This is a genomic window from Candidatus Pyrohabitans sp., from assembly GCF_054014795.1.
In genome coordinates this window covers 1-11,924 of the sequence record NZ_JBPMGE010000034.1, presented here as the reverse complement: position 1 = coordinate 11,924, position 11,924 = coordinate 1, and the positions used below count along the sequence as shown (strand labels likewise).

The window sequence follows — 11,924 nt, the reverse complement described above, 5'->3', positions numbered from 1 at the left end:
TGGGCACGCTCTCGAGCACCGCCTTCTCCATCGCCTCCCTGCTGACCACCTGAGTTATGCTGGTCAGCGCCCCGAGCAGTATTATGTTGGCGACGATGGTCTTGCCCAGCTCGCGCTTGGCCAGAAGCGTCGCGGGTACCGCATAGGCTCTGCCCTTCTCTGGTGGAGTCTTTATCAGCGAGGAGTCGTATATAATCACGCCGTCCTTCTTCAGCTCGCCTATGTACTTCTGCATCGCCTGTCCCGACATTACCACAAAGATATCAGGACGAAGAACCTTGGGATAGAGTATCTCCTGGTCGCTGATAATCACCTCACTCTTTGACGCGCCGCCCCTGGCCTCCGGGCCATAGCTCTGGGTCTGCACCGCCTGCATGCCGTCGTGGATACTCGCAGCCCTGGCGAGAATTATGCCCGCCGTAACTATGCCCTGCCCTCCAAAGCCCGAGAAGCGAACCTCAACCCTCATCCTTCACCAGCTCCTTCTCAATCTTCTCGATGTCGCCGCCCAGCTCTATCATGCGCCTTATCTTGGGCGAGCCCAGCTTCGCTATCACCTCAAGGATGCGCTTCCTCGCCTCGCGCAGGCGCTCCTCTTCCTCTCTGCGCCTCACCCTGCGCTCCTCCTCTGGAAGCTCCTCCTTCTCCTCCTTTTTCTCTTCCTCCTTCACCAGCCCGAGGAGGCGTACCAGGCCCGGCTTATTGCGGTCCACGAACTCGCCAACCACAACCTTTGCAGATAAATCAACGCCCTTCTCCTCGAGCTCCTGGGCATGGTGCAGGGCAATGGTATTCTCCTTGTACCAGCGCAGCATGTCCACGGCTGTGCGCAGCTTATTGCGCCTGCCGAGGGCGGTGGGACACTGGGTGAGCACCTCCACCAGGGTGAAGCCCTCCTTTGTAAGAGCCTCCTTTATGGACTCCTTAATCTGCAGAGGTGAGGCGGTGCTCCACCTCGCCACATAGTTCGCCCCGGCAGCGGCTGCCACGCGGGCTATGTCCATCGGTGGCTCTACGTTACCATAGGGCGAAGTTGTGGTGCGCCAGCCTCTTGGGGTAGTGGGCGAAACCTGCCCGCCCGTCATGCCGTAGGTGTAGTTGTTGGAGCAGATTACAGTCATGTCTATGTTGCGCCTGGCAGCATGCAGGAAGTGGTTGCCGCCTATGCTCGCCATGTCGCCGTCACCCGTAATAACCACAACCTTGAGCTCAGGGTTGGCGAGTTTTATGCCCGTGGCAAAGGCGATTGGCCTGCCATGGGTGGTGTGCAGTGAGTCGAAGAGCAGGTAGCCGGGTATCCGGGAGGAGCAGCCTATGCCCGAGACGAAGACCAGCTTCTCCCTGGGCAGGCCAAGCTCCACTATCGCCTCGAGCAGTGCATTGACTATAATACCATCGCCGCAGCCCTCGCAGAGTATATGCGGCAGGCGGTCGCGGCGAAGCAGCGGCTCAGAGGGGTGCATACTCATTTCAGCGCCTCCACAAACTTGACAATCTCCCGCGGGGTGTGAAGCTCACCGCCTATCCTGGGCAGGAAGTGCACCTTTCGCCTCGATACGCGCTGAACCTCGCGGAGCATCTGCCCTAGATTCATCTCCAGCACCACGAGCCTGGAGCGGCGCGCAAGCCTCGCCACCAGCTTCTCCGGGAAGGGGAAGAGTGTGATCAGGCGGAGGAGCCCTGCCTTAACCCCGCGCTCACGAAGCTCGCGCACCGCAGCTAAGGCGGAGCGCGATACTGCGCCGTAGGCTATGAGCACCACCTCCGCGTCCTCGAGATGGTGCTCCTCCACCCTTATAATTTCCTCGGCATTCCTCTCTATCTTCTCCACAAGTCTGCGCACCAGCTTCGTGTGCACCTTTGCATCGTTGGTAGCTGGGTAGCCCCGCTCATCGTGGGTCAGACCGGTAACATGAACATTGTAACCCTTCCCGAACACCTGCATCTTGGGCACAAGGGTTCTGGGGTCGGGTTTGAAGTAGTAGCGCGTGCCGCGCCTGCTCAGGGGCGCTGTGAAGGTCTCCACACTCTCCGGCAGGGTCACCTTCTCCCGCATGTGTCCTATAACCTCGTCTGCCATGAGAAAGGCGGGCACCCGGTAGCGCTCACTCAGGTTGAAGGCCTCCACGGTCAGCTCAAACATCTCCTGCACACTGTTGGGCGAGAGCGCTATTATTGCGTAGTCGCCGTGCGAACCATAGCGCGCCTGCATCACATCGCCGCTAGCCGGCATAGTCGGCTGACCTGTGCTCGGACCGGAGCGCTGGATGTTGACTATAACGATGGGCGTCTCGGTCATCGCCGCGAAGCCGATGTTCTCCATCATCAGCGAAAACCCGGGTCCAGAGGTGGAAGTCATCGCCTTAGCCCCCGCCCAGCGCGCGCCAATCATCGCAGCAATTGAGCCAATCTCATCCTCCATCTGGATGAAGACTCCTTCCTCCTTTGGCAGGCGCTGCGACAGCCACTCGGCAATTTCTGTACTCGGAGTAATGGGATAGCCCGCAAAGAACCTGCAGCCGGCGGCGATTGCGCCTTCTGCGCATGCTATGTTACCCTGAAGGAAGCGCACCCCATGCATGTGCATTATTCATCCTCCTCCTCTGCATAGACATCTATGTCGATTGCAAAGTCCGGGCACATGTCCTGGCATAGCGAGCAGACCTTGCGCTTGAGGTGCTTGCTCACCCTGAGCTTTGTGCACCTCTCCGGGTGCGCCACGATGGGCACAAAGTAGCCCTTCTCGTTGGGTTCCTCCGCCGGCTCGAACACCTTCACGGGGCAGAAGTCTATACATATGTTGCACCCCTTGCAGTACTTTTCATTTATGGTTATCCTGCCCATGCTTTACACCTGATACATCTCTATTACCACATGCGACGCCGTTGCCTCGACGCCCCTGAGCCTGGAAGCACCGTCCAGGAATTCACGCAGCCTTGCCGCCGGCACAACTGCGATGACGTCGTACTCACCCGCGACGCGATAAACGCGCTCCGCTGGCAGGGAGCGAAGCCTGCAGTATGCCTCGTCGCGATAGCGGGGCTTCACCCTGAGAAGCACAAAGGCCTCTTCGCCAAACCTGCCTATCTCAGCCAGGGCCTTATCGGTGAGGTCTATAAAGCCCCTACCTGTGCGTATTAAGCCATGCTCGCGGAGCTCCCGAAGGTGAAGGCTCAGAGCCTGCCTGCTTATCCCGAGCTCTGCCGCAAGCTGCGATTGAGTTTTCTGGGTTGAATGAACCTTTAGACTGCGCGCACTCTCATAAAGCTTGCGCAACACCTGAAGCTGTTTCTCACTTGTCATGGCATTGTATTTACATTTGTAAAGGTTTGCTTGCTAATTGTAAAGCTTCACGTATATAAAGATTTTGCACACTGTTCGCCTGGCGCCGAACAAATTCGCGGGGTTTATATAACCTCACGCCAAGGTAACATGGAGGTGTTGATAATGAGGGTAAGGGTTGCGGTGCTCATCCTCCTGCTGATATTCGCCACAGGCTGCACCATCAAGGCGCCAAAACAGGAACTACCAGCTGTTGTTCCGGAGCCGGGTGGAGAGAAGGCAATGCAAACTCGTGGTACAGGTTTTCCTGAAATACAGAAGGCTGAATTAATGGTTGAGACAGAAGCCAAGGCGCAGATTGACAGGAAGATTATAAAGAGCGCTTATATCAAACTGGAGGTGGAGGATTTTGACTCCGCAGCCAGCGAAGTTGAAAAGCTCGCCTATGAGGCAGGGGGCTACATCTCCCAGTCCAACTCCTACGTTACACCGGGTAACCACAGGCAGGGCACAATAACAATGCGCATTCCCGAGGGCAGCTTTGGGAGCATAATAGAGGAGCTCAAGAAGCTGGGCAGGGTTATGTCCTACTCCTCCTCTGGACGAGATGTTACAGAGGAGTACATCGACCTCAATGCTAGGCTGCGCAATCTCCAAAGGCAGGAGGAGCGCCTACTTGAGATTCTGGACAGGGCGGAGACCGTTAAGGATGTGCTTGAGGTGGAGCGCGAGCTCGGACGCGTGAGAGGTGAGATTGAGCGCCTTGAGGGGAGGCTGCGCTACCTCGACAACCGCGTGGAGTTTGCCACAATAACCGTGGAGCTTCGCGAACCCGAGCCCATTACCAGGAGCCTCGGCCTGAGAAGTGCAATAAGCGACGCGGTGAAGGGCCTGGTGACTGTTACCCGCGCGCTAATCGTGGCGGCAGGTTATCTCCTGCCCATCGCAGCCATGGCGGCGGTGCTCTTTGCAGCTGTTCGCCGGCTAAGGAAGAGAAGGTAGTGGTGGTGCCGCTTGGACAGAGAGATACGCATGACGAGGCAGGTGTTTGAGGCGCTTGTGTCTGAGACGCGCATTGCCATACTGAGGGCCCTCGACCGTCGAGCCATGACTGTCACAGAGCTTGCGAGGGAGCTCGGCCTGGCTAAATCAGCTGCACACGAGCACCTGGCGAAGCTGGCTGACGCCGGTCTGGTGGAGAAGCGCGACGAGGGCAGGAAGTGGATATACTACCACCTCACACCCAAGGCGAGGGGGATTCTACATCCTGAGGAGAGGCACAGGATTCTGATCCTCCTGAGCTCAGCCTTGCTCGCCCTGCTCGGCGGGGCTTTCTCGGGCTTTAGATACCTCCACACTGCCGGAGGGTTCGCTGAGAGGGAAATGCTCGAAGCTGCACCAAAGGCAATGGCCACACCTGCGGCCCAGGAGGCTCTGAGAACATCCACAAATTATCTGCTGGTGAGCGTGGTGCTGCTCGCAGCCTCTGCTCTGCTCTTCTTTTTCGCCTACCGCACATGGAAGCGGAGCAGAAACCCTTATAACCTTCCAGGAGAATCCTGAATTCATGCCTGCGGTTGAGCTTCGGGGCGTAAGGAAGCGGTTCGGCACGCTGGAGGTGCTTAAGGGGATCAACCTCAGCGTTGCGAAGGGTGAAGCCTTCGCGCTGCTCGGCCCCAACGGCGCGGGCAAGACTACGCTGATACGTATAATTGCAACCCTCCTGAGACAGGATTCCGGCGAAGTGCGCGTCGCTGGTTATGATGTTCGCGAAGATGCCCAGGAGGTGAGGCGGAGGATAGGCGTTGTTTCCCACAATCCCTTCCTCTACGATGAGCTGACAGCGCGGGAGAACCTGGAGTTCTATGCCCGCGCCTACGGGGTAAAGCTGAGCCGGGCGGAGGAGATGCTGGAGAGGATCAACCTGGCCGAGCGAGAGGACGACCTGGTGGGAACATTCTCGCGGGGTATGAAGCAGCGCCTGAGCATCGCCCGCGCCCTGCTCCACTCGCCCGAGGTGCTGCTTCTGGACGAACCCACCACCGGCCTGGACTTGAGGAGCAGGCGGGACTTCTATGCCCTGCTTGAAGAGCTTCGAAGCTCGGGGGTTACCCTCCTTCTTACCACCCACCATCTGGATGAGGCCGAGAAGCTGTGCTCCCACGGTGCTGTGCTCCACTACGGCAGGATGGTGGCAGAGGGTGCACTTTCTGAGCTTAAGCGGAGCATGGAGAGCCTGGAAGAGGCGTACCTGCGCATCACTGGTGAGGGGAATGAGGCTTAAAGCTGTGCTCAACCTGGCGGCCAAGGATGTGCGCGCTGAGCTGAGGACAAAGCACACCATAAATTTCATGCTCCTGTTCTCAGGCCTGGCGGTAATCTTCTTCTCCCGCATCGCCGGCAGCTATGTGGTGAGCGTACCCGAGATAGGTGCGGGCCTGCTCTGGCTGGTTTTCCTGTTTACGGGGATGCTGGGCCTGGGGAGGGCCTTTGTAAAGGAGAAGGAGCTGGGCACCCTAGATGGACTGAAGCTAACGCCAATGAGCAGTGAGGAGATTCTCGCGGGCAAGGCATTGTACAACCTGGCGCTGATGCTGGGAATCCAGAGCATAATCTTCCCCCTCTTCCTGGTGTTCTTCGACTTCCCTGTGAAGGGGAGCCTACTCCTGGCGTTCGGGGTGCTCACCCTAGGCAACCTTAGTTTTGTTGTGATAAGCTCAGCCCTCTCAACGCTGGTACTCAACGCCAGAGCGAGGGAGCTTCTCCTTCCGGTGATTCTCCTGCCAGTGCTCTTCCCGGTGATTGTGACCTCTGTTTCTGCACTCAATCGGGTGCTCGTCGATGGCGAGGGATTTTTAAATATTCTTGGAGAGATTAAAATTATTTCAGCGTATGCTGTGGTGATGAGTGTAATCGCCATGCTTACCTTCGATTTCGCCTTAGAGGAATAGATATGAGGAAGATTTATCTCGGCCTGGCAGTCGCCTGGATGCTGTTCACCTACGGCTCCTACAAGGTGCTGATGGTTTTTCCACCAATAGCCTCGCCCGGAAATCCGCCGATGGAAGAGCTCTACCGGAATGTCTTCTTCCATGTGCCAATAAATGCCAGCGGTTTTCTGGGCTTTACCATAACCCTCTTCGCCAGCATCCTGTACCTGCGCAGCCGCAACCCGCGCTACGATATCATAGCTGCCAAGGCGGCCAAGGTGGGGGTACTCTTCATCACCTTCACCCTGCTCACCGGCATGGTGTGGGCAAAGCCCGCGTGGGGCAGCTACTGGAACTGGGACCCCCGCGAGACGACGGCGCTTATAATGTGGTTTGTCTATCTGGGCTACTTTGCACTCCGCGAGGCCATGCCAGCGGGAGAGCCGAGGGCAAGGACGAGTGCAGTGCTGGGCATCTTCGGATATGCCTCGGGTATATTCACACTGCTCTCAACGCGCATATTCCCATCGCTTCACCCTCCCACTTTTGGGCTTAAGCTGGAGCCGGAGATGGGCATGACTCTCGGGCTCATGATAACAGCAGCAGTAATTGTCTTCCTCAACCTGCTTTACCTGGAGATAAAGCTGGAAAAGCTGAAGGAAAAAGTTGTCAGGGGGTAGATTATGGAAAATTATCAGAGCATATTCTTTGTCGCGACCTCGCTGTGGGCGGCGCTGGTGGTTTACCTGGCGTACCTTCACAAGCGGGTGGGAGATTTGGAAAAAAGAATAAATAGGTTAAAAACGAGGTAAAGGGGTATGGACAGAAAAACCGCAAAGAACCTGAAATACATAGTGGGCATCGCAGTGGTGCTGGTTTTTGTGGGGATAGCCTTCAGCACAACCTCTAGCGGTAGCTTTGTCAACCCCTACAAGAGTGTGAGCGAGGTCGTCAGCAATGCTCAGAACTATCAGGGCAAGCAGGTTCAGGTTCAGGGTTATGTGGTCGAGGGTAGTGTGAGCTGGGTGCCAAAGAACCTCAACTTCACGCTGACTGATGAAAAGGCTACAATAAAGGTGGCATACTACGGCGTTATACCCGCCACATTTCCGCTGGATAAGGAACTTGACCCCAACACGCAGATAGATGTCGTCGCAATAGGTACGCTTCAGGGGGATACGGTGATTGCAAACAAGCTGCTCGTCAAGTGTCCCTCTAAGTACGAAGCAAAGGTAAGCGCAGAGTGAAATTCATGAGGCGGTTTCTGGCATTTTTGGTCGCACTACTGGCACTGAGCGCAGGGTGTATCGGGGATAAGAAGGATATGCAAAGCCCTTCTCAACCTGCGCTGGAAGTGCCCCGGCAGCTCAGCTATATCTCCATAAGCCAGGTACCCAGGGCCACGCCGCCGCCTGAGTTTGAACAGGTGTTTGTGGGGAACCTCTCTGGACTAATCGCCCTGCCTCAGGCGACGATAACCATGCCCAACGATGTATCCAACTTCGCTCCGGAGGTTGCAAACCGCGTCCTAGGCGACATTCAGAGCAAATTCGGGGCACTGTATGTGGAGGGGGAAAACACCAGCGTGGTTGTTAGTTTTGAGGCTTACAGGTTCTCTGATCCCGGTTACGCAAAACAGGTGCTCGAGGTTTACAGGAATAACTGGAATAAGCTCAGATTCAACGCCTCCGGTAAGGAGATATGGATATGGGAGGGATATATAGAACGGGGTGGACCACCCGACTGGGCGGTGAGAGGCTCTAACATCTTCTGGGACAGCGGTTTCAACGAGGCATCACTTGCCGTTGGTGATGCGGTAGTTGCCAGAATTGCAGAGAACCTCTACTGCTACCACGGTGAAGCTGCACTCGGCAACTATTTTGTTATGATGGATGTGCACCTGCCTAAAGAGCGCGTTGTAGAAGAGGGACAGGAGATATTCAGGGAGTACCTGGAGAAGATCACTGTGAATGTTTCAGATATTATAGAAGAACCCCTGATTACGGGTAACGCAACCTCTGGCATAGAACTTTCAGATAGGGAGGCCCTGCTCGTGGCCAAGAAGGAGGAGCTGACCCGTGCCTATCTTGAACATAAAATCAGTCTGGAGCTGTACAACTACACACTGCAGAAAATAGAAGAGGAGCTAAGCAAGATAAGAAATGGAAGTGCATCACAATGAGCTTTTCCTGGAATCTTGGCAATTTCATGCTGCTCGTCGCCTTTGCTGCCAGTGCAGCTGTGCTGGTGGCGATGATACTTCAGGAACGCGGCTATCGCGTGCCCTTCGCCTCGCAGCTTAAGCACCTGTCACGCGTGACGGTGATTCTTCTGTCTACGGCGACGCTCTACCTGGTCTACCTCTTCCTCAAGTCCGACTTCACCTACATGTACGTGTGGAGTTACAGCTCAAAGTCGTTGCCCTGGCTCTACAAGGCTACAGCCTTCTGGGCGGGGCAGGATGGCACCTTCCTGCTGTGGGCGCTGATTATATACATCTCAGCGCTCTGGGCGAGTGAGAGGCTGGGATTTGAGGATAGACTCTCCAGGAGGGTGCACCTTGTAACCCACCTGATAGGGCTCTTCTTCCTGACAATGACACTGCTGGTCTCGCCCTTCCGCAGGATATATGAGCTATACCCCGACCTACCGAAGAATTTTATTCCTGCCGATGGCAACGGCCTGAACCCGCTGCTTCAGGACCCCTGGATGGCTGCCCATCCGCCGCTGATGTTCATAGGTTACGGCGCCATCACAATACCTTTTGCCGCAGCCCTTGCCCACCTCTGGTGCAGAGACAGACGGTGGCTGGACATAGCCAAGCCCTGGGCCAGGCTCTCGTGGCTCTTCCTGACCTTGGGCATAGCCGTAGGTGGAGTGTGGAGCTACCAGGTGCTCGGCTGGGGAGGTTTCTGGGCTTGGGACCCTGTGGAGACTTCCTCCCTAATACCGTGGTTCACAGTTACCGCTCTGGTCCACGCCTTGGTGCAGAACTCCAGGAAGGGAGAATTTCCTGTGCTCACCCCTGCACTGGCGGCGCTTTCCTTTATGCTGGTGATATACGCCACCTTTATAACCCGTTCAGGGCTGTGGGAGTCTATCCATGCCTTTGGTGAGACGACGACTGGACCGTACCTGGCGCTGCTTTTGGTGAACATACCTATTGTCTCGGCAGTGATATTGATCGACAACATGGTACGAAAAAGGACTGAGGTCAGCGGCAGGACAAAGGCTCTTGTTGCAGCCTTTCTCCTCGCTCAGGCTGTGATGGTGGTTTACAAAGCCTTTAAGGGAGGCGGCCATCTTCCAAGTGTTGAAGAAATTCTGGCAATCTTTGGTTTGACAGGCGTATTTTTCTTCCTCCTCAGGGGACGGTTTTCCGGGGATGGAGAGAAAGTTGAAGAGGCCCCCCAGGCGGAGAGTGTGCAGCTGTTTACACGTACAAACCTCTTCTATCTCGCAATCATTTCTCTGCTCATCCTGGGCTTTGTGTCTTTCTGGGGACTAAGCTTCCCGTTTTTGGTCCAGGCCATCAGGGAGGTTAAGATAAATGTGGAGATGGACTTCTTTAACACCTGGAGCTATCCCTTTACTGTCCTTCTTGTCTCCACCATAGGGCTGTGCATGGGCCTGGGCCTTATGCACAGGCGCAGCCTTCTTATCGGCTCAGCTGCTGCGCTCGCGATGGGTGCACTGGCTGCCTTCACGGGCATCACCGGCAAGCCCATGGTGGACTTCATCCTCCCGGTACTGGGCTACGCTTTTATAATGGCGGTGTGGCGCGCCGTAGAGCTTGTGAGAAGCCGGGCAAGGCTAATGCCGAAGCTCAAGCTCGCAAGCTTCTATCTTATCCATGCAGGGATAGCAATGATAATCTTTGGCGCAGTCTTCAACACCAGCCTCACATCACAGCACGATGTGGTATTCCAGTTCGTACCAGGGCAGGGCGTGGTGGGCGACCGCAAGGATGTGGGCGCTGGCTATTCCATTGAGGTTGCCGGGATAGATATGTATCCAAACTACGATGGCTACCTGACCAGCGAGGTGCTGGTGAGGGTGTACAAAGATGGGCGCTACGTGGGTGAGGGTACGGCGAGCACAATAAACAACCTGAAGTTCGGGAGGGTGACAAGAGTATATATCAACCGCAATCTGGATGCCGATGTGTATGTGATATTCCAGGGGATAGGCGGACACTCGAGCGGTGCGGTTGAAATACCGCTTACTGTGAAGATTGAGCCTCTTGTGAATATCCTCTGGCTGGGCGTGGCTCTCATCTCGCTGGGCATAATTCCTGGTATGATTATCGACGGCTTCTCGGTGCCCTGGGCAAGGCGGGAAGAAGAGGAGGAAAATGAAGGGGAAGAGTCCGAAGAGGATGAGACATCATAGGTAAGGATTTTTAATATCCTTACTGAGGGCACATTACTTTTCTAACTAAAGGTTAGGAAAGTGTTGCTGGATGAGCTTTGCTGAGAAACTTGAAAGGTGCGAGGACATAGGAGATATATTCGAGCTGGTTAAGGAAGCTGTTATGAAAAGCCTGGGCACAAGCAGAGCTGGCCTGAGCCTGGTGCTTGCGGAGCTCGGTGGTGGTGCTCACGGCTTTATCGGCGCCTACTACCCCGTTGGTTCGAATACAATAGTGATGAACAGAAGCGTGCTGCGCAGAATCGAAGCCGCTACCCCAGAGCTTTTTAAGGCGTATGTATTCCATATGCTGCTCCACGAATACCTTCATGCCCTAGGCATTCTGGACGAGGTTCAGGCACGAGTTTACACCTACAATGTAACCCGCTCTGTTTTTGGGGAAGAGCACACTGCAACAAGGCTGGCGCAGGAAATGGAAGGGTTGATTCCCCTCCTCAGAAATGTAGAGGGGGATGGAAAAGCAGAGTACGTCACAGACTTTGACAGATCAAGTACCGAGTATATAATGTAGCTACTTTAGCTTCTCCACGGCTATGCCACAGGGCATGGGGAGCTTCATTGCCGCCCTGCGCAGGGCCTCCTTGGCATCTTCAACATAATTCTCAGTGGTGCGGAGAGTTATTACCTTCTGGCCCTCCTTTACCAGCGCTGCCAGGCCCACGGGCTTGCCGAAGGCACGGCGCATGCCGTCGCTCACTCGATCCGCACCCGCACCGGTCGCCATCTTGTTCTCCCTCAGCACCACATGAGGATAAACCCTGAACTTCATGTAGAAGCCGCTCCTGCCGGCGCGCTTGGTTATGTATCTATTGGCTGCAATGCGGCTCGCCTCAAGGGCATTGTGGGTTATCTGTCCAGGCTCCTTGGCATAGAGTGAGAGCTGATACTCAAAGCGTTCCGGATTGCTCACATCTCCCATGTCGAAGATGGTAATCTTTGGGTTTGGGGTACCATCCATGTACTCCCTGCGGGTGTACAGCCTCTTCTTTGGTATGCGGTATATCTTACCCGGCTTTAGCTTTGCCATCGATGTGCCTCCAGATAAAAAGTCATTCCCTATGTGCAGCTTCCCATAGTAAAAGAATTATAAAACCATTGCGGTATACCACACCCTCCAGCTATGAAAACATAGCGGTATCGTAGATACCGCAATCTGATGATGGTGGCTAGAACGAGCGAAGCGAGTCTCGTCATGTAACCCGAGAGCAACTGTCTGCAGTTGCTGATCAAACTTTCTGAAGTTTGCGCAACCACAGTTGGTTGCATCCACATAATGTGGTA

15 protein-coding genes and 1 pseudogene are annotated in these 11,924 nt (G+C 55.3%); 10 read left to right on the top strand and 6 right to left on the bottom strand.

Going from position 1 to position 11,924, the window contains the following annotated elements; translation table 11 throughout:
• The 5 genes and pseudogenes from ACXJJW_RS03995 to ACXJJW_RS03975 form a co-directional block, all read right to left on the bottom strand.
• Window positions 1-469 (bottom strand): 2-oxoacid:acceptor oxidoreductase family protein (locus ACXJJW_RS03995; protein ID WP_456474437.1); only part of this gene is annotated, 469 nt, incomplete at its 3' end.
• 178 nt (window positions 470-647) lie between these two features.
• A pseudogene (locus tag ACXJJW_RS03990) lies at window positions 648-1,463 on the bottom strand (2-oxoacid:ferredoxin oxidoreductase subunit beta); the annotation flags it as partial.
• Between the two features lie 2 nt (window positions 1,464-1,465).
• Window positions 1,466-2,581, bottom strand: coding sequence for a 2-oxoacid:acceptor oxidoreductase subunit alpha (locus ACXJJW_RS03985; protein ID WP_456474438.1), 1,116 nt, complete (start codon window positions 2,579-2,581; stop codon window positions 1,466-1,468).
• 5 nt (window positions 2,582-2,586) lie between these two features.
• Window positions 2,587-2,844 (bottom strand): 4Fe-4S dicluster domain-containing protein, encoded by a 258-nt coding sequence (locus tag ACXJJW_RS03980; RefSeq protein WP_456474436.1) that lies wholly within the window; start codon window positions 2,842-2,844, stop codon window positions 2,587-2,589.
• A gap of 3 nt (window positions 2,845-2,847) precedes the next feature.
• Window positions 2,848-3,303, bottom strand: a complete 456-nt coding sequence (locus ACXJJW_RS03975; RefSeq protein ID WP_456474435.1) for an Lrp/AsnC family transcriptional regulator — start codon at window positions 3,301-3,303, stop codon at window positions 2,848-2,850.
• Window positions 3,304-3,447: 144 nt separating this feature from the next.
• Between ACXJJW_RS03975 and ACXJJW_RS03970 the strand changes: the two genes are divergently transcribed.
• The 10 genes from ACXJJW_RS03970 to ACXJJW_RS03925 all read left to right on the top strand — a co-directional run bounded on the left by ACXJJW_RS03970 (window position 3,448) and on the right by ACXJJW_RS03925 (window position 11,154).
• On the top strand, window positions 3,448-4,284 hold the full coding sequence (locus ACXJJW_RS03970) for a DUF4349 domain-containing protein (protein WP_456474434.1): 837 nt from the start codon (window positions 3,448-3,450) through the stop codon (window positions 4,282-4,284).
• Between the two features lie 12 nt (window positions 4,285-4,296).
• The gene (locus tag ACXJJW_RS03965) at window positions 4,297-4,845 is read left to right on the top strand and encodes an ArsR/SmtB family transcription factor (RefSeq protein WP_456474433.1); all 549 of its coding nucleotides are present in this window, start codon (window positions 4,297-4,299) and stop codon (window positions 4,843-4,845) included.
• A 4-nt stretch (window positions 4,846-4,849) separates the two neighbouring features.
• The gene (gene ccmA, locus ACXJJW_RS03960) at window positions 4,850-5,566 is read left to right on the top strand and encodes a heme ABC exporter ATP-binding protein CcmA (protein WP_456474432.1); all 717 of its coding nucleotides are present in this window, start codon (window positions 4,850-4,852) and stop codon (window positions 5,564-5,566) included.
• Window positions 5,556-6,233, top strand: a complete 678-nt coding sequence (locus ACXJJW_RS03955) for a heme exporter protein CcmB (RefSeq protein ID WP_456474431.1) — start codon at window positions 5,556-5,558, stop codon at window positions 6,231-6,233. Before ccmA ends, ACXJJW_RS03955 begins: the two co-directional genes overlap by 11 nt.
• 2 nt (window positions 6,234-6,235) lie before the next feature.
• The gene (locus tag ACXJJW_RS03950) at window positions 6,236-6,892 is read left to right on the top strand and encodes a cytochrome c biogenesis protein (protein ID WP_456474430.1); all 657 of its coding nucleotides are present in this window, start codon (window positions 6,236-6,238) and stop codon (window positions 6,890-6,892) included.
• Between the two features lie 3 nt (window positions 6,893-6,895).
• Window positions 6,896-7,024, top strand: a complete 129-nt coding sequence (locus ACXJJW_RS03945; RefSeq protein ID WP_456474429.1) for a hypothetical protein — start codon at window positions 6,896-6,898, stop codon at window positions 7,022-7,024.
• 6 nt (window positions 7,025-7,030) lie between these two features.
• Window positions 7,031-7,459: a cytochrome c maturation protein CcmE gene (locus ACXJJW_RS03940; RefSeq protein WP_456474428.1), complete on the top strand. Its 429-nt coding sequence runs from the start codon at window positions 7,031-7,033 to the stop codon at window positions 7,457-7,459.
• Window positions 7,460-7,485: 26 nt separating this feature from the next.
• Window positions 7,486-8,394 (top strand): hypothetical protein, encoded by a 909-nt coding sequence (locus tag ACXJJW_RS03935; RefSeq protein ID WP_456474427.1) that lies wholly within the window; start codon window positions 7,486-7,488, stop codon window positions 8,392-8,394.
• Window positions 8,391-10,604: a cytochrome c biogenesis protein CcsA gene (ccsA, locus tag ACXJJW_RS03930; protein ID WP_456474426.1), complete on the top strand. Its 2,214-nt coding sequence runs from the start codon at window positions 8,391-8,393 to the stop codon at window positions 10,602-10,604. The genes ACXJJW_RS03935 and ccsA overlap by 4 nt, the downstream gene beginning before the upstream one ends.
• A 70-nt stretch (window positions 10,605-10,674) precedes the next feature.
• Window positions 10,675-11,154, top strand: coding sequence for a hypothetical protein (locus tag ACXJJW_RS03925; protein WP_456474425.1), 480 nt, complete (start codon window positions 10,675-10,677; stop codon window positions 11,152-11,154).
• Here ACXJJW_RS03925 and rplJ read toward each other — a convergent pair whose 3' ends face one another.
• Entirely contained in the window at window positions 11,155-11,670 is a 516-nt protein-coding gene (gene rplJ / locus ACXJJW_RS03920) for a 50S ribosomal protein L16 (RefSeq protein WP_456474424.1), read from the bottom strand.
• Between the last annotated feature and the right edge of the window lie 254 nt (window positions 11,671-11,924).